The organism is Leptospira mtsangambouensis (assembly GCF_004770475.1).
Taxonomy (GTDB): Bacteria; Spirochaetota; Leptospiria; order Leptospirales; family Leptospiraceae; genus Leptospira_A; species Leptospira_A mtsangambouensis.
In genome coordinates, this window is the sequence record NZ_RQHK01000017.1 from 774,350 (window position 1) to 797,002 (window position 22,653).

Here is a 22,653-nt window from a genome sequence, read left to right on the forward strand (position 1 = left end):
TTAATAATGATTTAGAACGTCTTCGGCAAAACCGAGGATGTTCTGAAGTTTTAGAGTTTTTCCGTCATCCAAAACTACTGTCCCATTGAACATTCCAAATACTTGGTGTTGCACAGTTTTGATGACTAAAAAATTCATATAAGAATTTCTATCTACAATCGGTGTAAAATCCAAATCCAAACGGTTGTTATTTGAAGTAAACTTCCAAGGCGCCATATAATTTTTGGTATCGATGATGAAATTCACTTCATCCAGTTTATGAATTTTTCCATCATAAAAAATAACATTTTCAGATGCGGGAGTTCTATCGGTAAATCCGTATCCTAAATTGAGACCAAATGGTTTTCCACCTATCCATGATGAGACGGAACCCCAATACCATCTATTTTTGTAAGTCCAAACTCCGCGTCCCCAATCCAAAGCACCAAAATCTTTTTGAGAATCGAATTGATAACTAGTATTCCCTACTTGCACTTGGCCTGCTGCCGGCATACAATTGATTTTGGTATTATAGTAGAATGCTTTTCTATTTTCTTTCCAAGAGGTTGCGATATTCATCGAATCCATTTTTGGTTCGGAAAGTTCGATTTTTCCTTGGACCCCTTTGCCTCCATCGGGGGCTTCAAATGATTTTGATTCAAATTCTAAAATTCGTTTTCCGCTTTTGACTTCAAATCGGATTTTTAGTTTTTTATCCTCAAACTGAACGACTCCACTGTTATTCACTCTTGGAAATCCAGTTTTACCTAAAGGCAAAACGGAAAGTGTATCAATTTGTTTGAATATTCCTCGTTTGAAGTCCAAAAAACAAATCGCAAATAGTCCCGCATAACCTAAATCAGATGCCGTGATAGTAATTCCAAAATCTTTTGTCGGGGATAAAATGGAGTAATAATCCCATTCTTTAATTTTCAATGCAGAGGCAGCGATACTTTCTCTGTTGTAAGTCCAAAAAGGTGACCTGGCCCAACCTTCTTCTGTCAGGGTTCCGTCATTTTTGAGTAGAGGAATTTGTTTTTTAATCTCAGGCATGAACCGATTTAAAAGGATTTATAACTTTAGGCGAGAAGTTTTTGTTAGATTCGATAAGAGCGAATTGACAGGAATCGAATTCCTTTGCAGACTCGGTTTCGCTCACGCACCACAAACAAGGAAAAACGAACCATGAGTCAATCCATTCCAAAAGAACAAAATTATGATTATGACTTTATTATTGTAGGATCTGGTTTTGGAGGTTCCGTTTCTGCTTACCGATTATCCCAAAAAGGTTATAAAGTTTTAGTGATTGAATCAGGTAAAAGATGGAAATCAACCGACTTTCCAAAAACAAATTGGAGCCTTCGTAAATACTTATGGATGCCAAAGTTAGGTTTTTATGGAATCCAAAGAATCAACTTACTCAATGATTTTTTATTAGTGAGTGGGGCCGGTGTGGGAGGGGGATCTTTAGTGTATGCTTGTACATTATATGTCCCTTCTTCTAAAGTATTAAATTCTCCTTTGTATTCCAAAATGGGTGGGGAAAAAAGTTTATTACCATATTATGATGTTGCTAAACATATGCTTGGAGTTACAGAGAACCCACAACTCTGGGAACCAGATCAAATTTTATTAGAAACTGCTAAAACCTTTGGTAAAGAAGATACATTCCGAAGAACTCCTGTGGGAATTTATTTTGGAAACAAAAAAGATCCCAAGGATCCTTTTTTTGGCGGAGATGGTCCCGATCGAGACCCTTGTAATTTTTGTGGTGGTTGTATGGTCGGTTGTCGTCATAACGCAAAAAACACTCTCGATAAAAACTATTTATATTTAGCAGAGAAACTCGGAGCTGAAATTCTTCCTGAAACCAAAGTCACTTCCCTTGTTCCACTGAATGAAAAAGGAATACCTGATCCAGAAGCCAGTGGAGAATTTGGATATGAATTAGAATCCAATAGTACAACAGGTTGGTTTGGTTATCCGAAAAGAAAATTTCGTTCGAAACAAGTTGTTCTTTCTGCTGGAGTGATGGGCACTGTCGGCCTTTTACTCAAAATGCAATTTGAAAACAAAATGATTCGTTTGTCAGAAAAGTTAGGTGATACTGTTCGAACCAATAGTGAAACCGTACTACCTGTAACAGTTCCTGCCAGTAAAAATGTGGATTATTCTCGTGGGATTGCGATTACTTCCTCAGTTCACCCTGATGAAAACACACATATTGAACCGGTTCGGTACTCCAAAGGTTCTGATTTTTTTGCTCTCCTTGCCAGTGTGATGACTGATGGAGGTGGAAAGTTTCCAAGACCACTCAAATTCTTTTGGACAATGTTACGCCATCCCATCTATTTTTTAAAAGCTCACAATCCAGTTGGGTTTGCAAAAAATTCTATCATCTTACTTGTGATGCAAACTGTTGATAATAGCGTACGACTTGTACGAAAAAGACGAATCATTTGGCCTTTCCAAAGAACCATCACCTCAGCTCTGTCAACAGGTGAACCCACTCCAACTTATATTCCAATTGCCAATGCCTTCACAAGAAAATTGGCTGAGATCGTGGGCGGAATTCCTCGCAGTTCCTTCAATGACACTCTCCTCAGCGCTCCTTTGACAGGTCATATTATGGGTGGTTGTATTGTCGCTGACTCAGCAGAACGTGGTGTGATCGATATGGAAAACAAAGTATTTGGGTATGAGAATCTTCGTGTCTGTGATGCCTCCATGCTTACAGTAAACTTAGGTGTGAATCCGAGTTTGACCATCACTGCTCTTTCCGAAAGAGCCATGAGTTTTGTTCCCACCAAAGATAAAACTGCTACCCAATTTTTATCTTTTGAAATCAAAAAAGGTTTTGATAAAATCCTTAGTTCCCATCCGAAAAAATCGGCCGTTAAAAAATCGACTTCTGTGAGGACACGTGTATCATAACCTAAATGAGTTTGATAGACGTAGCCAAATCAGGAAGTATTGAAGACTGGGAAACAGAGGTCAGTGCCGGAGCTGATCCGAATGAATTAGATTCTTATGGAACCAATGCCCTCTCCTGGATGTTAAAGATGGAGAGTGCAGAACTCTTTCGCCATGCCATCCTTAAAGGAGCCGATCCTTTATCTCCTTATTCCATTCCAGGCAATGTCATCTTTGATGTGTTGAGCCAAAATAAAGAATCCTTTTTACAAATTTTAGTGGATACCGTTTCTGTTTGGAAACACTCAAACCATCTTCTCACTAGGGATAAAAATGGAAATACCCTCTTTCATTTGGCAGTCCTTGAGTCTGCTGAATCACTTTGGGAAGTTCTTTTTGATTCATTAACCGAAGAGATAGTTTCTCTACGAAATGAAGAAGGGAGATCGATTTTTTTAGAAGCAATAGTAGAAGACCGGATGGAGATTGTGGCAAAGCTTCTGTCAAAGTTTCCGGAAGTGATCCATCACAAGGACCGAGAAGGGAAAACAGCCCTCCATTTGGTTTCCGAGAGAAATTTACATGAGATAGGTTCTTATCTTTTAGAAGAAGGAAATGTTTCATTAGAAGCAAGAGACGAATTGGGAAACACTGCTTTGTTTTTATCTGCTTCCGCTGATGCCGTTGAATGTTTGACTGACCTTCTTCATGTTGGTGCCAATCCTTTTGTTTGGGGTGAAAATGAGGAATCGATCACAAGATTACTCGACCGCGAAAAATTTGGTCATTCATTCAAAACATGGAAAGATTTTGTAATCCAAAAAGCAATCCTCGGCGCAGGGTATGTACGCCGAGAGGAAATGATCGAATTTCTTCGAAAAGAAAAACCTTTCAAACCAGAAGAGTTAGCCAAAGCAAAGTTAGTTGATCTGATCTGATCTGATTAGGTTCAGTTGGATCGAATTACTTTTGCGGAGTAGAATCGTCTCCTAAAAATTTAGGCCCATAGTTTCCTTCCCTATCCGTATAAGACCTTTCTGACTTGGGACTTTCAAAAGTATAATGTTGTTCGATATTGGTTTTGAATGGAGCGTTCTCCGGAGATTCGCCGTATTGGTGTAACTCTCGAATCCTTAAATCAGATCTTGGATGTTTACCAAGTCTTCCTCGAAACTTGAAAAAGGATGATAACTTCGGATCTACTTTGTGATGGCCGTCGGGATCTTTGTCAGCTGTTTGATCCACCCAACCCGGTTCTTCCCAAGCGACTAATCTTTCGATTTTTTGTTTGATCATCTTACTCGCATCGATGTAACGAGTGGATTCGGGTAAGTTGTCAGATTCCGAATCTTCCTTCGTTTGGATAGATTTATCTTTGATCCCTGAACCAATTTTAACACTCGTTAAATCTTTTTCAGATAAATCTTTGGGAACGATGAGAATTGATTTTTCTGGATCGAAACTTGGGAACACATCCCAAGGATCAGAAATATAATTAAAGAGAGCATTTCCTGCATGTAGTTTGACCGTATAACCACCATACGCTGATGTTGGGTTTCCACCATCTGAACCCATATTCCCTTTCGCCACATAAAGAATCGGGTGGTTTTTTAAGGAATTGATATTTCGAAAATCGGTATCAAGTAGGATATGATCATGTCCCGTGAGTAAAATCCGTTTTGGTTTTCCATCTCTTGAAACGAGTAGGGCATAAGATTCTAAATCGCCTTGGTGGATATTCCCGAATTTGGTTGGACCTTCGTTCCAATCATACCAAATCCAATAAGAGACGACCATATCTCCATTCCCCACTTCATACCAATAGTTGCCATCGTCTCGAAATCCAGGGAGAGTCTCTTTTGTTGTTCCCGATACAGTCGTTTTGGCATAACGCACATGATAGTACAGATGAGTTTGTGTTTCTCTATCTCGTAGGTCTGGAAATTCCACATAGTTCCAAGTGGTTTGGCCGAGAGATTTGCGACGAATGTCTTTATTCGGAAGTGTGTATTCTTTCGGATGAAAGAAGTTTACATACTTTTCCATATTGGTTGGTAAATATTTTTTATCTTTGTGAAAGACAAGGATGGGTGCAAATTTTGCAGCCAACTCTTCTTGTTTGCGATTGGGGATCAGGTTCTCTTGGCTTACAAAAGTAAAATCATGAGTGATGTTTTGTTTTTTTAAAACTGAATCTGTATTTTGAATCCAAAAAGGATTGTGCCCTGGTGAATATTTCCCTTGGATTTTTTCGATTCCCTCTAAACGAATGGAAAGATGAGTCCATTGGTTTGGAATCACTTCCTGGAATGTGATTTGGTCTATGGATGATTGAAGTGGTTTTGCACTTTTTTGAGTTTTAGTGGAAACCGGAGTATAACAGTCTTTTGCTTTTGTATCAGGACAAAAATAAAATTGGAGAGTGTAAGAAATTCTTTCTCCTTTTAGTTCCTTGGGAATTGAATTGAGTTTGAATTGGAAACGAATGGGAATTGGATTTATATTTGTAATTTCCAGTTCTTTTCCATTCGAACTAGAACAGGAAGTAACAGAAAGTATAAATACAGCTAACGAGAGGTAGGTGGAGGTTTTATTAATAGGTTTCATTTGGTTTGTTGGGGCATAAAAAAACCCCTGAATCCAGGGGTTTTTCAAATCAAAAGGGCTAAGATTACTCAGCGTCTTTCTTTGCTTTTTTCTCTTTTTTGGCTTTCTTAGCTTTTTTAGCCTTTTTCTCGCCATTTTTATTATTCTTTTTCTCTTTCTTCTCACCGTCTTTGTTGTTCATTTTTTCTTTTTTAGGTTTAACGGTTTCGGAAGCTTCGTCAGCTTGCATAGTAGGTTCTTCGTCTGCTTCTGTTTGAGCAAAAACGCCGAAAGTACTGAAAGAGAAAATAGAGAGAATCACAAGAAATTTTTTCATTTTTTACCTCGTATGGAATGTGCACCAATTAGATACTATTTCGACGAATAGACAATCGTAAATTTTGGAATTTTTGTGAATTATTTACCCACACAAAATTTACTAAAAATCCTACCAAGGATCTCTTCGTTTTCCACATGACCATTGACTTCACCAATTTCTTTGAGTGAGGAATTGATTTCCTGGATATAAATTTCAGCAGGTGTTTCTTCTTCCATCAATCGAATCGCTTCTGATAAATTAGATTCAATTTTTTGAATATGATATCTTTGTCTGTCTTCTAATAAAACCACATCTTCTGAATTATCTTTTGAGGTGATTTTTGTTTTTAAAAGTTCTAATAAATGAGGAATTCCAATTTTTGTTTTACAAGAGATTTCAGTAATTTCCAATTCGAATTCATTTTGCATTTCATCCAATTGGTTTCGGTTCCAATCTTTATGTTTTTCATCAATTTTATTGGCAACAAGGATAGAGCCATGAAGTCTTTCTTTATGTTTTGATAAAAACGAACTTTTGTCGAATGGTACTGAGGTATCAATCAAAAGTAGTTTTACGTTGGCACTATCGGCCTCTCGTTTGCTTCTTTCAATCCCCATTTGTTCTATGTTATCAGAAGTTTCACGAATTCCAGCAGTGTCTACCAATCGAATTGGAATTCCATCCAAACTCAATTCCTCAGCGATATAATCTCTGGTGGTACCGGGAATGTCCGATATAATCGAGCGATCTTTTCCAATCAGTAAGTTCATTAGGCTCGACTTACCCGTGTTTGGCTCTCCAAATAAAACAACAGTGGATTGTAAAATTAATGTTTCTGCTCGTTCAGAATCTTTGATTAATTTGGAACAAAGATTTTTTAGAGAAATCATTCGATTTTTTCTTTCTTCTAAACTTTCGAAGGTTAAGTCTTCGGTTGAAAAATCAATTTCTGCTTCACATTCTGCTTTTAGTGAAATCAAATCACTTCTGATTTTCGAACTTAGTTTTGTGATCTCACCAAATACGTTTTTTTGAGCTAATTCTAGTTCATAGCGAGAGCGTGCTTCAATGAGTCGCCCGATGGCTTCCGCTCCCGATAAATTGATTTTTCCATTTAAGTAAGCTCGTTTTGTAAATTCACCCTTTTGTGCAGGCCTTGCCCCTTTATCAAAAAGAATTTGTAAGGCACGTTTGAGTAGAATTGGATTTCCATGTAAATGGAACTCGGCTAAATCTTCACCTGTGTATGAGTTAGGTGCGGGAAAATAAAAAAATACAATCTGGTCTAACGGTTTTTGTGCATCGACAAAATCACAAAAAATAGCAGTGCGTTTTTGGTTTAAAATGAATTCTTCAGCGAGGGGAGATCCGTTTTTATGTAAAACGGCAAGTGCAATGGGCAATACGGCAGTGCCCGATACCCGAAGGATGCCAATCGCTCCGGGTCCTTGGGCAGTGGACAATGCCGCAATGGTATCAATCAAGATCTTCTTGATCTACTCCATCAGCAAAATCTTCAACAGGAAGTCCTTTTTTAGATGGATCTTCCAAATCTTTGTATTTATGTTTTTCTTTTGCCGAGATGACACGAACTCTTTTAAAAGTTCCGTTTCCTTCTGATCTTGTGAAAACTCTTTCATCTTCTTGAATTGCCATATGAACAATTCTTCTTTCGAAAGGATTCATTGGATCGAGTAGTTTGGATCTTCCAGATTTAATTACGGATGCGGCAACGGATTTTGCCAATCGAATAAGAGATAACTCGCGTTTGTCGCGATAAGATTCGATATCCAAAACTATTTTTCGGTTGTGACGAATTTTTGGATCAACCATTAGGTTGAGAAGGAATTGAAGAGAATCTAAAGTTCCTCCTCTTTTACCAATAATGAGTCCTGATTCTTTACTTGTAAGTTCGACATAGATTTTTCCATCTACATCACCCATTCCTACCACTTCAGCAGGAATTCCCATTTTTTTCAAAATGGTGATGATCACTCCATGAATGATTTTTTCGGATGGGATGTCGTTGTTTGCAACAAACGCGCGTACAACGGCTGGTTTTTTTTGTGTGATTCCTAAAAATCCGGATTTTCCGGAATCAACTACTTCGAATCGTAAATCGCCTGGTTGGAGACGAAGTGTTTCGAGAGAGTATTCTTCTGCCTCACTTTTCGTTTTTCCTTCGGCTTCGAAAATGTAATTATTCATCTGTGATCTTCCTTGTTAAACAATGATTTCATTTTTTCTTTTTGTTTTGGTTTCTAAACCCAGGTCTTGCAACCGCAGAAGCTTTGTTTGCTGGCTCTGGCCCATTATTTGTTGGTTTTTTATCTTCTGATTTACCAAATTTGTTCGTATACACTTGTTGTGCGATCGATAGAATATTTTGCATTGTCCAATACATTGTCACACCAGCAGGCATTGACCAGAAAAAATATAACATGATGACTGGCATCATGTACATCATCATCTTTTGGTTTGGATCAGTGGAAACCGTTGTCATTCTAGACTGAACTACTTGCGTTGCTACCATGATGAGTGGAAGGATGTTGATCGCAAGGGCTCCAATAAACGCTAACTTTGGAGTAGTATAAACAGTATCTGGTTCACTTAAATCTTTGATCCATAAAAATGGAGAATTCCAAAGATCAACTGTATCGGAAAATGCAGTATACAATGCGATAAAGATAGGAATTTGGATGAGCATCGGAAGGCAACCTGCCATTGGATTGGTTCCGTTCTTTTTATATAACTCTACTGTCTTTTCTTGTTTGAGTTTTGGATCATCCGCATATTTTTCATTGATGAGTTTGATTTGTGGAGATAACTCCTGCATCTTTTTCATCGATTCCGCCTGTTTTTTGTTCAGCGGATAGAATGCTAATTTAAAGAGGATCGCAAAAATCACGATTGCCCAACCGTAGTTAGGAATGACGAGATAGATCTTTTTTAAGATCCAAACAATTCCATTGCGAAGAGGTGTTGTTATCCCTTGGTTAAAGGATTTGTCGAGAGATTCACTAAGGCCTGCAAACACGGAGTCTTTGTTGATTTTTGGATCAAGGTTGCTATCGCGGAAAGCAGTTCCGTCAAGTTCTCTAACACCGACATAAGCCGCATAATCTAAGTTTACTTCTTCACCTGGTCCAAGTTTCAAATTGTCATAAACTAAAAGAACACCTGTTTCGTTCCCTTTGCGGTTATCAAGGAGGACTCCAGCTGGTTTATCATCCAATGGGTCGATGACGCCGATGAAGTAACGGCTTCCTGTTCCCACGAAGTCTACTTTTTCGTTCGAACCTTTTTTGATTTCGTAACGTGTGTCTTTTCCATCATTTGAACCAAATAGGTTATCAAAAAAACCTTGTGTGCTGGTTCCATCTACGTGGTCTTTAAAACTTCCATCTAAGTAGTAATAACGAAAGTAGTGAGCGTTATCACGATCATTAAAGTCTTCTTTTTTCTTAAGTACTGGTCCAAGGGAACTAAAAGATCTAAAGTAAACATCAGATTTTGAAGGGGAGATATTGATGGTTTCTGTGGATCTGTTTTTAAGTGTTAAATGAAATTTGAAATAGTTTTCAGATGGGAAAAACTGAAATTTCTTTTGGATCGTATATTTTCCATCTAACGAAGGTGCTTCGAAGATTACTGTTTTTGTTTCGGCATTGTAACTGGAACTAAAGTTTACTAAGTTGTATGCAGAAAAAGGAATGGTGTCTTTGTCTTCAATGATGTTGAAGTCAAAACCTTGTCCTCTAGTGAGTTCTACAGCTTTTTCTTTTTTCCCATCAAATTCAATTTCGAATTTAGGATCTTTTGCAATCGCAAATTCAGAACCATCTGGTTCTTTATGATCTTTAATATAGTATTCTGTGATTCTTCCGCCTAAACTAGAAAAATGAACTAAAAATGAATCTGTCTTTAAAGAAAAGGTTTTTACGTCTTCTGGTTTTACTGGATTTAACTTAGTTGTTTCTGCTGTTGGCTTTTTAATTTCTGATTTTGAATCCGTTGCATTTCCGTTAGGTTTCTCTTTTTCAGAATCATTTTTTTTGGAAACTTCGTCCGCGGTTTTTGGTTTCGGTGGTTGTGGTGGAAAGAAGAAATAGTTAATCCCCATCCATACCGCTAAACTGAGGAATAGCGCGAGGAATAAACGACCTTGTCTGTTGGTGGAATCATTTTGCATAAGTTAACTCTTGTTAAAGGATTTCGGTAAAGGATCATGCCCGCCTTCGTGGTAAGGATGGCATTTTGAAATTCTAACTACACTAAGAACAAGCGCCTTATACCAAGGATAAGTTTCAAACGCTTGTTTGGCATATTCAGAACAACTGGGGGAAAACCGGCAAGCCGGTGGCAATAGAGGGGACAGCAGTTTTTTGTAGAGAAAAATGAGAACCAAAAACAGCCGATTCATGGGAATTGTTTTAGAACCGAAAGGAACAAAACCTCTCGGTCTTCCTTGGATAACTTCGCAAATTCTTTTTGAACGAGTAGGGCACAATCGTATCCAACAGGTAACAAAGAAATATGTTTCCTAACCAGTTCTCGGAGAATTCGTTTGGAACGGTTGCGTTCAACGGCTGTTTTGTGAGTTTTATCGGGGCAAAATAAAAAACTGGCAAACGGAAGGCCGTTTTTTCGAACAAGCCATCGCATCGGTGGCCTGCCCATTTTACGATTCTGACGAAAGAGTTCCTGGATCCTGGTTTGGTCGCGAAGGGTCTCCGAAGGAAGCTCCTAAATTAGAACTTTCTCCCGATTTTTTCGTCGGAAACAGTCAATTTAGCACGGCCTTTTCTTCTTCTGTTGGCTATCACATTTCGTCCGCCTGGGGTAGCCATTCTGGCTCGGAATCCGTGAGTTCTCACGCGTTTAATTTTACTCGGTTGGAATGTACGTTTCATGAAACACCTAATTAATCTATATATGATCGCAAAAATATGAGGTCTTTTGAAAGGTTTTTGGTACCCCCATGGAAGTCAAGGGGAATTGGGAAAAATGATTGGACAGTGCCTTTCTTATGAGACATAAGGTAAAATTTGAATCAGGATCAGGACTCTGCGAGGTGCGGGTGAGTGACTTTCCTTTTCTACTCCCTATCGTTGGTGATCGGCTGAATTTGTTTCAGAGAAGGACCAAGAAAACGAGTGGTTTTTGTGTATGGGTCACTTTGGAAAGTGAGTTTCTTTTTCGCATCGTTTACTTTAGAAAGTGGGTTACATTTTCGCATTGTTCACTTTAGAAAGTGGGTTACATTTTCGCATTGTTCACTTTAGAAAGTGAGTTTCTTTTTTGTATCTCTTTCCTTGGAAACTTAGCAACCTTTTCTCCTATGAATTCCTTCCCAGTTTTCAACTAGCTTCCAACCAACTGTTTTAATGGTTTTCAGAATTCCAATGCCAGATGAAACAAGATCATGATGGGAAATGGGAATCCGCTGGAAAAAGAAAGTCACTTTCCTTTTCGTCTCACGAACCAAATGATCTCAGTTTCTTTATTGATTGGTTTACTTTCGATTGTTGATTTATTTGCAGAGTCAAATAAGATCCACAACCGTCGACACAATCAAAATAGCAAAAACCAGTCCTCCGCATTTCATATCCCTGAAACAGTAAAACCATTCAATCAGATGGATTTTGTGCGAGATTCAAATTTGGAATCCGCGTTAAGAGAATCGATACAACACTATAAAAGATTGCCTAAAGATAATAAATTTCGTTTTGGGGAGGAAGAATTCACAAATGAAGAAATCCTTCGGTCATTTTCAAATCTTCAGTCAATCATCCACAATACACCCGATGATCAGATAAAAAGTGAAATCGAAAAATATTTTCAATATATTGAGTTGAGACCTTCCACTGATTTACCAACGATTACAGGATATTATGAAGTACGAATTCGTGGAAAAAACAAACAAGAAGGAGAATTTCAGTATCCTGCATTAACTCCTCCTATCTCTGACTCAAGTTTTTCGGAGAATCCTAAACACTTTCATCGAGATAAATGGATTCAAAAATCAATTTGGGAAAAATATTCGAAACCTATTGTTTTCTTAAGATTGACGGACTTACATTTAGCACAGTTAGAAGGGTCGGCCCTAGTTGAAATGGAAACCAATGAGAGATTTCGGATCAATTATGCTGAAGACAATGGGAAAGATTATATTAGTCCTTCTGTTCATCTACATGGTATTTGTCCAAGTCTTAAACCATATCATTTATCAAATTGTATCCAATCTAAACCTAAGGAAGTAACTGAAGCAATTTTAAAGAATCCTAGATATATATTCTTTCACAAAGAATCATTGTTAGATGGTGACATGAGCCAATATCATTTGGGTCCAAAAGGTAGCGGTGGCATTCGATTGGTAGCTTACCGATCGGTGGCAATGGATATAAAAATTCCTTTAGGACTTCCTGTCCTTCTTTCTTTTCAATCAAATAAAGAATTGGTGAATAACCGTTTGGTTTTTGTTCATGATAGGGGAAATGCTATCACCGGTCTTGGTAGGTTGGATTATTTTTTAGGGAGTGAGAACGGAGTGGAAGAGGAAGCAAACAATTTGTTAACAAAAGGAAAAGTAGTTTTGTTACTCCCAAGGAAAGAAAAAAAAATTAGATAAATATATGCTAATTTATATAAGTTTAAATTAGTTCGAGATTCGAAATTTCAATGTTCTTTGAAAGGTCCCTCACATTTACATTTCGTTTTTGATTCCTTGGTAAAAAATGATAAAAATAGTTTCCATTTCTTTTTCTGGATCAATTGGATATTTGGGTGCTAATACAAATTTTGTAATTAAAAAACTAGCGGCCAAACTAAAAGAAGCTCTTACAATTTGATTCGGATCTAAATCCTTTCTGATCTCACCTATTTGCTGAAAATACTTGATAGCTTCTACGGAAGTATCATACAAATTTATTTTCCAAAGATTCCCAAAGATCTCTGCAAATTCTTTTGAGAACAGTAGGGCACCGAGAAGTAGTTTTAGTTTTTGAGGTTCTTTTGCTACGGCAGTATATCTTGCCTTTAAAATAGTAACATACCATTCTTTGAAATTTGGTTTCAACGATTGTAATCTTTCTTTGAGGTCAGACATATGGCCGGGTAAAATCGTTGAAAGAAGTAAACCTGAAAGAACCCGTCTATATAAATCAATCTTAGAGGGAAAATATTTAAAGAGCGTACGTTCTGTTACACCAGCCCTTTTTGCTAATTCTGCAGTTGTTGCACCTGAAAATCCTAACTCAGCAAAAACATCCTCAGCAGCCTTTACGATGTCTTTTTCCTTTTCTGACTCGGGATTTTGGTAAGCATTAAATTCGTTTTGTAGTGACTTTAGGGTTAGTTTCATGAGTTTACCAGTCTCCGTTTTGTATCATTTTTTAATTGTACCAGAATTTTTCGATTGATTTTTTGTATAGTATTTACTTTACAATGAATTTGTGAGAGTATAGCGTTTACTATACTTTGGAGAATTGTAATGAAAAAGGTTCAATTAGGGTTGTTAGCAAAGTTGGATATACGTTGGAACAGGAAGTCTGTGAAATCGGCAGAATCCGGAAGAGAAGTGCTTGCCGATGGACGAGTTAAATATTGGATTCGGCATGATACAATCAAAGGAGTTTTTCCAAAAATGTTGGTTTGGTGGTTCCAACATTTAGAAGGTGATATCGAATATGAAGGAAAGATCTATAATCGTTATCATGTTTGGCATCCCGAAGACCATGTTCATGTTAGTTATGAAAAAAGAAAACCAGATGGTAGTGTTGGGCCTGGAGCAGTTTTAAGAATTGTAGAATACCTTGGTAGGAAAAAGAATTATTTAGTGAATGTTGTCAGTCCCATCGAAAAATTAGATGAGGAAGGTTTTATTCATAATCCAAAACTGTATGGATTTTTACCGATTGCAAGAATGGAATATAGTTTTAAGGAAAGTGCAGAGGGAACTCGTTATGAAAATTGTTTGATTGTCGGATGGAAAGGATTTAGTTTTAAGTTGTTACGACCCATCTTTGAGTTTTTGTTTTTTGACAATCAACATGGTTTTTATTGGATTAAACATAACATTGAAGAGGTGGGTCAGTTCGAAAGTTTTTTACCAGATCTTTATAGGAAGGAAAATGAAAATTTACGGTGACAGACAATCAGGAAATAGTTATAAACTATTACTCGTAACTTCCTTTCTAGAGATTCCATACGAATGGCAAGATATTGATATAAAAAAAGGAGAAACCAAAACAGATTCATTTCTGAAAATGAATCCGAATGGGAAAATTCCTATTTTAATTTTGGATGATGGCAGAATTTTATCAGAGTCCAATGCTATTTTGAATTTTTTGGCGGAGGGGAGTGATCTGATTCCAAAAGACCATTTTGAAAAAGCCAAGGTCTTACAGTGGCAGTTTTTTGAACAATACAGTCATGAACCTTATATTGCAGTAGCAAGATTTATTAAGCATTATTTGGGGATTCCCGAGGAGAGACGAGCAGAATACGAATCTAAACAAGAAGGTGGGCATAAAGCTTTACGAGTTATGGAAACCCAGCTAACAAAGAATAAATTTTTGGTTGGTGATTCTTTAACTACAGCAGATATATCTTTGTTTGCTTACACACATGTGGCACATGAAGGTGGATTTGATTTATCATCATATCCAAAAGTTCTAGAATGGATCAAACGAATTGAATCATTGGATAGATTTAAACCAATGAAATCAATCTGAGTGAAGTTTGCATTGTTCGGCGTCAGTTTCTAGTTCAATGGTTGTATGGATGATTTCAAATTCTAATGCAACCTTCCTAATTTTTTCTTTAATCTTTTGAAATTCATTTAGTTTAACAGTTTTGTCTATCAGCACATGTAAGGAAGCAACATGGTGGTTCCCGTCTAAACTCCAAATTTTGATATCATGGACCGAATGGATTCCTTTGATTTTTTCCCAATGTTCAATTAGTTCATGACGATCAACTGATTCAGGCACTGCCTGCAACATAACGATCATCACCTGTTTGATATTGCCATATGCATTCCATAAAATCCATAATGCAATCGCCAGTGATAGTAATGGATCAAACCAAGGAACTGAGAAATACATCATGACAACACTACCGATAAGGACTGCGATCCACCCAAGTATATCTTCTAAAAAATGGAGAAACACTGCTTTTTCGGTTAATGATTTACCATGGTTGAGTCGTATCATTGCTGCTCCATTGACTATGACTCCAATGATAGCAAGCGCAAACATAACATCAGCTTTAGTTTCTTCGGGAGTGATGAATCTTTTGATAGATTCAATGATCATAAAGATGGAACCAACTGATAAAATAACTGAAATGATAAGTGCTCCAAGTATGGAAAATCGTTTATAACCATAATCAAAATAATTGTCTTTTGGTTTTGTGGAAATTTTTTGTAAATACCAGACAAGGGCAAGAGACAAGGCATCTCCAAAGTCATGGAAAGCGTCAGAAATAATGGCAATGCTATTGGAAAAAATACCACCGATTAGCTCTAACAAAGAAAAACTTAAGTTAAGAACAAAGGCCCATGCCAAATTTTTTGTAGAAGTTGAGGTATGGTGGTGGCTATGATTGTGTGAGTGGTGGTCTTGTTTAGAATGATTATGACCTTGTCCCATAGAGGATAGAATTTCAGATTCGTTTTTTCTCTGCAACTAAAGAATGAGAGGAAAAATAATTAGAGATTCCTTTTGTTTATTCTTAACTAATCAAAAAGTATTTGAGGTCTTGAATAAAGGTAACCTTGGACTACATGGCAGGATGTTTGTTTTAAACGATGGAGTTGTTCTTCGTTTTCAATCCCTTCTGCAATGGTTTTAAGCCCTAAAGAATCGGCTAAATGACAAATAGATTCCAAAAGTAAAAAGTTTCGATCTGAGTTTGCAATATCCTCTAAAAATGATTTATCGATTTTTAATTCATCAAATTGAATTTTTTGCATATAATGAAGTGATGAATATCCTTTTCCAAAATCATCCAATGAAACTGAAATTCCATTGGATCTAAGATCTGAAACAATCTTTTGGATGGTTTCGATTTCATCTATAAAAACATCTTCTGTAATTTCAAATATTATGTTTTTTGGATTAATTTTATGGTAAGTTAAATATTGAATAATATAGTCGTTAAAATTCGGATATAAAAAGAAAATTGGAGAGATGTTGATAGAAATTTGTATCTCTTTTCCGTACAACTCCAGTAGTTTGGGAATATGGGAAATGGCTTTTTCAAATATGCATTTTCCGAATGGTACAATTAACTCTGATTTGGTGATAATCGGTATAAACTCTTCAGGAGAAATATTCCCGAATTCTGGCAAACTCCAACGTGCAAGTGCTTCCAAACCTACGGTTTGTTTAGAACTAATATCAACTTTTTCCTGGTATGCTATTTTGAAATTTTTTTGATTGATTGCTTTCTCTAAATAATTTTTTAGTTTTTGTTCCCTTTCTATTTTAGATTCCATACCAGTTTGGAACCATACTAACTTTGTTAGGACACCTTCTTTTGCTACATTCATGGCGATGGAAAGTTTCCGGATCGCTTCATCCAAATGATTTGTATCCTGAGGGTATTGAACGCCTGAAACTCGGTATTGAAGTCTATGTCCTAATTGGTCAGGAGAAAGTAACTCATTATTATTGAAGTCAAAGTTTACGATTGCTTCTTCGATTTTAGATTTTGTAGAATTTTCTATCCAAAATATAAATTCATCACCGCCTAAACTGGCAACAAGGACGTCGGGTCTTTCGTCTGTATATAATTTTAATACACATCCAGTTAAGGTTAAAATTTGGTCTCCAAATCCAATGCCGTGTAGCGCGTTAATTACTTTTAAACCTTTTAGATTGATTAAAAGTAGAAAAGATTCTGATACTCCTGAACTGATTCTATTTTGGATTAATTTTTCAAACAAATATCGATTCGGGAGGTGTGTTAGTGAATCATAAAATGCAAGTTTGTCGATGTGTTTTTGAGATTTTAATATTTTGCTTCTTGATTCCTTAAGATAAACAATATTTTTTATCAGTTTCCCTCTCAATCTTTGGATTAAAAATCCAGTTAAAACAGAAAATAAAATTAAACTTACAGAATTAAAAATCCATTCTCTTGGATTATTATTTCTGAGTCCTAAGGATTCAGGAAACCGAACCCAGGAAAAGTAAATTAAACCACCAAATAATGCTGGTAATAAAGATATGATGATTGAAGAAATTAAACTTATGATAGGTGGAAGGAAAACATAAAAAGAAACAATCATAAATGTTAATGATATTTCTGCACTACCCAACAAACCACTTCGGACATACGATAAGACAGAGATAAAAATGGTTGTACAAATTAAACTTAAAACACGAACTATTAAAGGTACTTTGTTCTTTAATAAAAATTCTAAAAATAGAATGATCGCAAAACTGAAATCAACCGTAAAAAATAAATAATCTACTTCACCTTGTTTTGTAAAAAAAGGAACAATGTGTAAGCCTGCAGCGATGAGAAACAAACCGGATGCGGCCAAAAGGAAACGACGAAGCAGCGGACTTGTATCCTTTTGAAATTTGGTCCAATAGACATATTTATTTTTATCTTTTAGCATATGATTCTCATTGGACGAATGAAACTGATTGGATGAATTCTTAAAAAAGCCTTTCCTTTGGGATTGGTCAAGAGGAAGTTATCCTCATTGTGACGAATCCTAACGATTTACCTGCCAAGTCACCCCAAGAATCTGCAGTAGAAACAAGGCATATTGTTCTACCAAATGATGCCAACCATTATGGAACTGCATTTGGTGGAGCCATTATGAGTTGGATCGATTTGATTGCTGCTATGTCTGCCCAAAGGCACTCCGGTCATGAGGCAGTAACTGTTAGTATCGACCGAATTAATTTTATAACTCCAATTCAAATTGGAGATCATGTAAATTTAAAGGCTATGGTGAATTATGTTGGAACTACTTCGATGGAAGTGGGGGTTCAAGTAAACCGTGAAAATCCCTATACGGGAGAGATGGTTCGAGCAACAACCGCCTATCTATCGTTTGTTGCTTTGGATGAGAACAAGAAGCCCTGTGCTGTTCCTCCCTTGCGTTTAGAAACAGATCTAGAAAAACGGCGTTTTGCTGAAGGAAAACTTCGAATTGAAATGGCAAAAGAGTTTTCTGCCAAAATTAAAGCTGGAAGAAAAACCATTTAACAAATAGTTGATTGGTTTTTATTATTTCAATTTATATACAACCCAAGTAGCTAAAAAAGTTTCTAAGATACTGAGTGGGATTGCGTATAAAAGAATTCCAATCGGTAGAATTGATAAGTTCCAAATTACGATCCACATCAATACAAAACCTATAAACCAACTAAAAAGAAACGTTTGTTTGAATTTTAAATGGTTAGATAAATAGAAAATTGCAAACGCTAATCCAAGAGACCATATTCCCCACACTGCGCCATTGATTGGTTCAGATGGAAATGTAATTCCTAATTGGTTGTAATGATTTAACCAAATTGATTTAAAAAGTATTTCGTTTCTAAAGAATTCCGACAAACTGATCACAATTGTAGCGGAAAATATGGGGAGAATTTTGTTTTTAAACATACAAATAATTATTTATAGTTAGGTGATGATTTGGCAATTATAATTCATAATTATGATTCGAAAAATCTTTCGTATTCTGCGATTTGGGTTGTGCTTTCGACAGAAGGGACAAAATATTTTTCTCTGACTTTTTTGTAATCTGGATCTGCGAAAAAGCTGAGTTTCCTTTCTTTGTTTTTAAAATAGATTAAAAACACACGATTGATTGGATTTTTTGTTTCCGACTTTAATGTTTCTTTAATTTTGAAATCATATCGAAATCCCCCTTCGTATTTTTCTAAGAGTTCTTTCATTTCTGCTCTATACTGTGTATACAGTTCATCATCTTTTACTTGGAGACCAACGATAGTTTCCCAATGAGATAGATTTTCCATTTGACTATACCTTCCTTCGTTGTGAATGAATATAATACATTGTGAAGATACTCACAAATAACAAAAATGGAATGCTGACTAAATTTAGGTTAAGCCAGCCAATTTTATTTTCGAGGTAACCAGCGCTATATGTAGATAGAATTGCAAAAGAGTATACAATTGTATCATTTGTAGCTTGAATCGAGTTTTTTTCTGAAGGATGGTATTGTTCGACAAGTAAGTTGGTGCCACCGACATACATAAAATTCCAACCAATGCCAAGTAGTATGAGTGCCACAGCAAATGGCAAAAATTCTGTACCTTGCAGAGCAGCAAAACTTTCAAGCCCCATCACAAAAATTCCTAAAAGTATCAGATACGGTGCTGTCATTTTCCGTACCAATTGTCCTGAGAAAAAAGAAGGAATGTACATTCCTAATACATGCCATTGTAGTACCAAAGTGGATGCATGCATTTCGTGTCCATGGGATTTCATTGCCACTGGCACTGCAGACATCAGCATTGCCATCAGTCCAAAACTAAATGCTGTTGCCAAAATCGAAACCCATAACCCTAAATTTTTTATATGATAAGAAAGTGGGCGAATCGTTGATCTTGGGGAAGGATCATTGGATTGTGAAGGAGTATTAGATAATTCTTTATTTGGTTTTGGTAAAAATAAAATAAAGAAAAATTGTAAACACAAACTGGAAATTAAAATTAAATAACATCCCAAATATAATGAGTTTGGAAAAAGTTCTTTCCCTTGGAGTCCAGCCAATGGGCCAAGAAAGGCTGCTGGAATTCCTGCGATTAAAATCCAAGAAAGGGCACTGGATCTATCATGTGTTGGTACTGATTCCATTGCAACAAATCGTAAATACTGTACAAATGATTGATGAAAACCATATAACAAGTGTGATATGGAAAATAAGATAAAATTCTTCTCATACATGGAATAAGATGCAAGGATCGCACCAACGATACCAATCACTGTTCCTGTGAGTAAACCCACTTTGCTACCTTTCCATTTCATAAACCTTGAGGCAGGAACCAAACCAAGAAGAGTTCCTAAAATCACAAATGAAATTGGAAGTGAAGCTGATTCAGGCGATGGAGCAATGCTTTGTCCAGCAAGTGCAGAAACTGCCATAATCATGACAGTCCCAATTTGAAATACAGTCTGTGTGATAGAAAAAATTCCCAGGATTTGCAGTTTATCTATAATTTTTTTCATAAAAGAGATATGGTTTAGACAGAAAGAATTCTTATTTTGTTGGTTAGATGCCTAACTTTCCAATGATTTCTTTTGCTTGGTTTACAAAATGTACTTCTTCTTCTTTTTGAAAAGGAACAAAGATGTTTTGTTGAAACCGAACAGAAAGATGGGCGTATTCAATACATCCCGCAACTGTCAGTTCTGGCTTAGCTTTTCCTGCAAATACTTTGATATCTGAACCGTCAGGTACGACAAGAGATCTAGGTGGAATTTTTTTTCCTCCTCGAATCATACAACCGGCAGCAATTTGAGAGCCATCACCAATTTCAGCATTATCCAGAACAATAGAACCGATACCAACAAGAACTCCTCTTCCAATTTTACAGCCGTGGATCATTACATTATGACCAACTAATGTCCATTCGCCGATACTAATGGGGCTTGTGCTGTCAGTATGTAAAGTGGAATTATCTTGGATGTTCACATAATTTCCTAATTTGATGGAGTTCATATCAGCTCGCACCACGGCACCGGGCCATAATGAAACGGAAGTTCCATATTCGATCATACCAAAGGCAGTTGCGGATGGGTGGATGAAGGGATTGGTAAAAACGGGAATTTCTGAATAGGACATGGATATCAAAATCAACTTAGACTTTGAATTTCGCAACCGATAAATGTAATATCGTCTTGTTTTACATCACCTTCAGTAAAAGAAGATAGTTCACTGAGTACCTTTGCCATCGTATGATCCAAACTCATCTTCATGTTCTCTTTTAAAATATCATACAAACGTTCTTCACCGAATAGTTCTTTTTCAGGATTGAACTGTTCAAAAATTCCATCGGTAAAGAGAAAAATACGATCGCCTTCTTCGATTTGGTGTTCGATGATTCGGTACTGGGTATGATCCATAAGTCCTATGATTTTCCCAGTTCTTGGTAAAAGTTTTATATCATCAATTCTTTGGTGAATTTGATCAGGGTGACCTGCTGAAGAATAGAAGAGTAATTTGTTTTTTAAGTCAATATCGCAAACAGAGCAGGTAAATATTGTTTGAATATTGCTATATTTGTTAATAAAGATTTGGTTCATATGAAATACCAAATCATCGGGATGATCGTAAATCATTTTGAGTGATTCGTATTCCGCTTTGATCGCCATTGTGATGAGTGCGGCTTGAATTCCATGGCCTGTAGCATCCGCTACAAAAATTCGATAGTAATCTGGTTTTACCTGTGTTAGGTCGTAAAAATCACCTCCTACTTCGGACATCGACTGATAGTAGGAGTGAAAGTGGATTCTTGGATCACTAGTTTTAATATCTGAGAACAAAGTTTTTTGAATTTTTTTAGCAACATTCAAATCCTTTTTGATTAAGTTTAACGATTCATCCAAAGTTTTTGTACGTTCTCTTACCTTTTCTTCAAGAGTGACAAGTGCTAAGGCTTGGGTGTTTGCTTTTTCTTCTTTTAGTTCGTTGATTTTATTGGCCAGAGCAAGTGATAAAATTCCCGCTTCTAAAGTGGAACCAATTTGGTTTCCATAAATAGTTAATAGATTTACAGGCAAAACTCCGTTTTGCATCAAAGTGTACATCAAAATCCCAAAAAGTAAGGTACTCCATCCAAATAGAAACAACCTTGCTTGTTTATTTCCGGTGCTATAATTAACCAAAGCAACAAGAAGAACAGAAACTACAAAAACTTGAGCAATTAGATTTCCCAATCGAACTGCAATGGCAATTGGTAGGTAAGAATATGGAATTAAAATATAAAATAGAACTACAAATTTTAAAGATTGGATGAGTCTGTGTGACCAAGGGTTTAATTCTCGCAAATTCAAAGTTTGTTGGGAAAATGTCCAACCGGAAACTGCGGAGCAGGTGACGATAATACTTCCGATTCGGTTGTGAATTTCTGGATGGTCAAGTGTAATGACTTGGTTTAATATTCCATTCAAATACATTTGAAGGGCTAGGTTAAAAAAAATGGATATGGAATAAGTAATATATGCTTTTTCTTTTAAGATAAAATATATAAATAAATTGTAAATTACCATGATCAATATGGTTCCGTAAAAGAAACCGAGAATGGTATTTTCTAAATTTTCTTTTAAATAAAATGTGTCTTTGGAGTAGAACCGAATCAGGTAACTGACGTTTGATGAAGATTTGGTTTCTAAAATTAAAGTTTTGGCTTCGTTTTCTTTCCAATCCAATTCAAAAGCAATGGATTTTGAAAATGCATCCCAATGAGAGTGTGCAATAAAATCTCCACCTTCTTTGATAGGTTCCGGATTTCCTTCTTCATAAACTCGAACAAAATCTAAATGTGGATTTCCTAAATCTAAAATTAGTTTGTTTGCAGAAGTTTGGTTGGTTGCTTTCAATCTAAGGAAAACATGATCCGATTGAAAACCCAAACTTAAGTTATTTTTAAAGATAGGAGTCCATCGAAGTTTTTGGAAATTGACATCGGAACCCGAAGAGATCGCATAATCGATTTTTTGCGGAACAAAACTATCATCTGTGATGGATTTTTGGATTTCCAATCGGGAACATGAGAATACTAAACCCGACAAAATGACTGTTAGGAGTGTCCGCATAAACTCGGATGATTTCCCGATAAAAATCGGGATTTGTCAAAGCAAAT

General features: G+C 36.4%; 22 protein-coding genes and 1 pseudogene. 6 read left to right on the forward strand and 17 right to left on the reverse strand.

Annotation, left to right across the window (positions count from 1 at the left end; translation table 11 throughout):
* The gene (locus EHR01_RS16145) at window positions 1–1,032 is read right to left on the reverse strand and encodes a DUF2804 domain-containing protein (RefSeq protein WP_135696167.1); all 1,032 of its coding nucleotides are present in this window, start codon (window positions 1,030–1,032) and stop codon (window positions 1–3) included.
* A 132-nt stretch (window positions 1,033–1,164) separates the two neighbouring features.
* Between EHR01_RS16145 and EHR01_RS16150 the strand changes: the two genes are divergently transcribed.
* The gene (locus EHR01_RS16150; RefSeq protein ID WP_135696169.1) at window positions 1,165–2,913 is read left to right on the forward strand and encodes a GMC oxidoreductase; all 1,749 of its coding nucleotides are present in this window, start codon (window positions 1,165–1,167) and stop codon (window positions 2,911–2,913) included.
* 5 nt (window positions 2,914–2,918) lie between these two features.
* A complete protein-coding gene (locus EHR01_RS16155) occupies window positions 2,919–3,830 on the forward strand; it encodes an ankyrin repeat domain-containing protein (RefSeq protein WP_135696171.1) in 912 nt (303 codons plus the stop codon).
* A 25-nt stretch (window positions 3,831–3,855) separates the two neighbouring features.
* On the opposite strand, the gene EHR01_RS16160 is transcribed toward EHR01_RS16155, so the two are convergent.
* The 8 genes and pseudogenes from EHR01_RS16160 to rpmH all read right to left on the reverse strand — a co-directional run bounded on the left by EHR01_RS16160 (window position 3,856) and on the right by rpmH (window position 10,710).
* A complete protein-coding gene (locus EHR01_RS16160; RefSeq protein ID WP_135696173.1) occupies window positions 3,856–5,499 on the reverse strand; it encodes a hypothetical protein in 1,644 nt (547 codons plus the stop codon).
* A gap of 64 nt (window positions 5,500–5,563) precedes the next feature.
* The gene (locus EHR01_RS16165; protein ID WP_100741666.1) at window positions 5,564–5,815 is read right to left on the reverse strand and encodes a hypothetical protein; all 252 of its coding nucleotides are present in this window, start codon (window positions 5,813–5,815) and stop codon (window positions 5,564–5,566) included.
* Window positions 5,816–5,895: 80 nt separating this feature from the next.
* Window positions 5,896–7,281 carry a tRNA uridine-5-carboxymethylaminomethyl(34) synthesis GTPase MnmE gene (gene mnmE / locus EHR01_RS16170; protein ID WP_135696175.1) on the reverse strand — a complete coding sequence of 462 codons (1,386 nt, stop codon included), beginning with the start codon at window positions 7,279–7,281 and terminating at the stop codon, window positions 5,896–5,898.
* Window positions 7,274–8,005, reverse strand: coding sequence for an RNA-binding cell elongation regulator Jag/EloR (gene jag / locus EHR01_RS16175; protein ID WP_004784914.1), 732 nt, complete (start codon window positions 8,003–8,005; stop codon window positions 7,274–7,276). Before jag ends, mnmE begins: the two co-directional genes overlap by 8 nt.
* A gap of 28 nt (window positions 8,006–8,033) precedes the next feature.
* Complete coding sequence (gene yidC / locus EHR01_RS16180) at window positions 8,034–9,989, reverse strand: membrane protein insertase YidC (protein WP_208721801.1); 1,956 nt, start codon at window positions 9,987–9,989, stop codon at window positions 8,034–8,036.
* A gap of 3 nt (window positions 9,990–9,992) precedes the next feature.
* Window positions 9,993–10,220, reverse strand: coding sequence for a membrane protein insertion efficiency factor YidD (yidD, locus tag EHR01_RS16185; protein WP_135696177.1), 228 nt, complete (start codon window positions 10,218–10,220; stop codon window positions 9,993–9,995).
* A pseudogene (gene rnpA / locus EHR01_RS16190) lies at window positions 10,217–10,522 on the reverse strand (ribonuclease P protein component); the annotation flags it as partial. The gene yidD and the pseudogene rnpA, both read right to left, overlap by 4 nt.
* A gap of 26 nt (window positions 10,523–10,548) precedes the next feature.
* Window positions 10,549–10,710, reverse strand: a complete 162-nt coding sequence (gene rpmH, locus EHR01_RS16195; protein WP_081431642.1) for a 50S ribosomal protein L34 — start codon at window positions 10,708–10,710, stop codon at window positions 10,549–10,551.
* A 575-nt stretch (window positions 10,711–11,285) separates the two neighbouring features.
* Here rpmH and EHR01_RS16200 point away from each other — a divergent pair.
* Entirely contained in the window at window positions 11,286–12,428 is a 1,143-nt protein-coding gene (locus EHR01_RS16200; RefSeq protein ID WP_244310156.1) for an MltA domain-containing protein, read from the forward strand.
* Window positions 12,429–12,503: 75 nt separating this feature from the next.
* Here the strand turns inward: EHR01_RS16200 and EHR01_RS16205 are convergent, their stop codons facing one another.
* The gene (locus tag EHR01_RS16205) at window positions 12,504–13,160 is read right to left on the reverse strand and encodes a TetR/AcrR family transcriptional regulator (RefSeq protein WP_135696181.1); all 657 of its coding nucleotides are present in this window, start codon (window positions 13,158–13,160) and stop codon (window positions 12,504–12,506) included.
* A 129-nt stretch (window positions 13,161–13,289) separates the two neighbouring features.
* Here EHR01_RS16205 and EHR01_RS16210 point away from each other — a divergent pair, with 129 nt between their 5' ends.
* Both EHR01_RS16210 and EHR01_RS16215 read left to right on the forward strand, forming a co-directional pair.
* Complete coding sequence (locus EHR01_RS16210) at window positions 13,290–13,946, forward strand: DAPG hydrolase family protein (protein ID WP_135696183.1); 657 nt, start codon at window positions 13,290–13,292, stop codon at window positions 13,944–13,946.
* Entirely contained in the window at window positions 13,930–14,532 is a 603-nt protein-coding gene (locus tag EHR01_RS16215; RefSeq protein ID WP_135696185.1) for a glutathione S-transferase family protein, read from the forward strand. The genes EHR01_RS16210 and EHR01_RS16215 overlap by 17 nt, the downstream gene beginning before the upstream one ends.
* Here EHR01_RS16215 and EHR01_RS16220 read toward each other — a convergent pair.
* Both EHR01_RS16220 and EHR01_RS16225 read right to left on the reverse strand, forming a co-directional pair.
* Complete coding sequence (locus EHR01_RS16220) at window positions 14,524–15,450, reverse strand: cation diffusion facilitator family transporter (protein WP_135696186.1); 927 nt, start codon at window positions 15,448–15,450, stop codon at window positions 14,524–14,526. The genes EHR01_RS16215 and EHR01_RS16220 overlap by 9 nt on opposite strands.
* Window positions 15,451–15,536: 86 nt before the next feature.
* Window positions 15,537–17,429: a putative bifunctional diguanylate cyclase/phosphodiesterase gene (locus EHR01_RS16225; RefSeq protein WP_135696197.1), complete on the reverse strand. Its 1,893-nt coding sequence runs from the start codon at window positions 17,427–17,429 to the stop codon at window positions 15,537–15,539.
* 89 nt (window positions 17,430–17,518) lie between these two features.
* Between EHR01_RS16225 and EHR01_RS16230 the strand changes: the two genes are divergently transcribed.
* On the forward strand, window positions 17,519–18,028 hold the full coding sequence (locus EHR01_RS16230) for an acyl-CoA thioesterase (RefSeq protein WP_135696199.1): 510 nt from the start codon (window positions 17,519–17,521) through the stop codon (window positions 18,026–18,028).
* Window positions 18,029–18,049: 21 nt separating this feature from the next.
* On the opposite strand, the gene EHR01_RS16235 is transcribed toward EHR01_RS16230, so the two are convergent.
* The 5 genes from EHR01_RS16235 to EHR01_RS16255 are packed head-to-tail and all read right to left on the reverse strand — an operon-like array spanning window position 18,050 to window position 22,606.
* Window positions 18,050–18,427, reverse strand: coding sequence for a hypothetical protein (locus EHR01_RS16235; RefSeq protein WP_135696201.1), 378 nt, complete (start codon window positions 18,425–18,427; stop codon window positions 18,050–18,052).
* A 50-nt stretch (window positions 18,428–18,477) separates the two neighbouring features.
* Window positions 18,478–18,801, reverse strand: a complete 324-nt coding sequence (locus tag EHR01_RS16240) for a DUF1330 domain-containing protein (RefSeq protein ID WP_135696203.1) — start codon at window positions 18,799–18,801, stop codon at window positions 18,478–18,480.
* Between the two features lie 4 nt (window positions 18,802–18,805).
* Entirely contained in the window at window positions 18,806–20,017 is a 1,212-nt protein-coding gene (locus EHR01_RS16245; protein WP_135696205.1) for an MFS transporter, read from the reverse strand.
* 43 nt (window positions 20,018–20,060) lie between these two features.
* Window positions 20,061–20,618: a gamma carbonic anhydrase family protein gene (locus tag EHR01_RS16250; RefSeq protein ID WP_414467770.1), complete on the reverse strand. Its 558-nt coding sequence runs from the start codon at window positions 20,616–20,618 to the stop codon at window positions 20,061–20,063.
* Window positions 20,619–20,644: 26 nt separating this feature from the next.
* On the reverse strand, window positions 20,645–22,606 hold the full coding sequence (locus EHR01_RS16255) for a 7TM diverse intracellular signaling domain-containing protein (protein ID WP_135696209.1): 1,962 nt from the start codon (window positions 22,604–22,606) through the stop codon (window positions 20,645–20,647).
* Window positions 22,607–22,653: the final 47 nt, after the last annotated feature.

Coding starts and splice junctions, on each gene's coding strand:
- EHR01_RS16165 (WP_100741666.1), bottom strand. CDS start 5,815: ATGAAAAAATTTCTTGTGATTCTCTCTATTTTCTCTTTCAGTACTTTC.
- EHR01_RS16210 (WP_135696183.1), top strand. CDS start 13,290: ATGAAAAAGGTTCAATTAGGGTTGTTAGCAAAGTTGGATATACGTTGG.
- EHR01_RS16240 (WP_135696203.1), bottom strand. CDS start 18,801: ATGGAAAATCTATCTCATTGGGAAACTATCGTTGGTCTCCAAGTAAAA.
- EHR01_RS16220 (WP_135696186.1), bottom strand. CDS start 15,450: ATGGGACAAGGTCATAATCATTCTAAACAAGACCACCACTCACACAAT.
- EHR01_RS16205 (WP_135696181.1), bottom strand. CDS start 13,160: ATGAAACTAACCCTAAAGTCACTACAAAACGAATTTAATGCTTACCAA.
- EHR01_RS16245 (WP_135696205.1), bottom strand. CDS start 20,017: ATGAAAAAAATTATAGATAAACTGCAAATCCTGGGAATTTTTTCTATC.
- yidC (WP_208721801.1), bottom strand. CDS start 9,989: ATGCAAAATGATTCCACCAACAGACAAGGTCGTTTATTCCTCGCGCTA.
- jag (WP_004784914.1), bottom strand. CDS start 8,005: ATGAATAATTACATTTTCGAAGCCGAAGGAAAAACGAAAAGTGAGGCA.
- EHR01_RS16155 (WP_135696171.1), top strand. CDS start 2,919: ATGAGTTTGATAGACGTAGCCAAATCAGGAAGTATTGAAGACTGGGAA.
- EHR01_RS16160 (WP_135696173.1), bottom strand. CDS start 5,499: ATGAAACCTATTAATAAAACCTCCACCTACCTCTCGTTAGCTGTATTT.
- rpmH (WP_081431642.1), bottom strand. CDS start 10,710: ATGAAACGTACATTCCAACCGAGTAAAATTAAACGCGTGAGAACTCAC.
- EHR01_RS16150 (WP_135696169.1), top strand. CDS start 1,165: ATGAGTCAATCCATTCCAAAAGAACAAAATTATGATTATGACTTTATT.
- EHR01_RS16255 (WP_135696209.1), bottom strand. CDS start 22,606: ATGCGGACACTCCTAACAGTCATTTTGTCGGGTTTAGTATTCTCATGT.
- EHR01_RS16145 (WP_135696167.1), bottom strand. CDS start 1,032: ATGCCTGAGATTAAAAAACAAATTCCTCTACTCAAAAATGACGGAACC.
- EHR01_RS16235 (WP_135696201.1), bottom strand. CDS start 18,427: ATGTTTAAAAACAAAATTCTCCCCATATTTTCCGCTACAATTGTGATC.
- EHR01_RS16200 (WP_244310156.1), top strand. CDS start 11,286: ATGATCTCAGTTTCTTTATTGATTGGTTTACTTTCGATTGTTGATTTA.
- yidD (WP_135696177.1), bottom strand. CDS start 10,220: ATGAATCGGCTGTTTTTGGTTCTCATTTTTCTCTACAAAAAACTGCTG.
- EHR01_RS16215 (WP_135696185.1), top strand. CDS start 13,930: ATGAAAATTTACGGTGACAGACAATCAGGAAATAGTTATAAACTATTA.
- EHR01_RS16225 (WP_135696197.1), bottom strand. CDS start 17,429: ATGCTAAAAGATAAAAATAAATATGTCTATTGGACCAAATTTCAAAAG.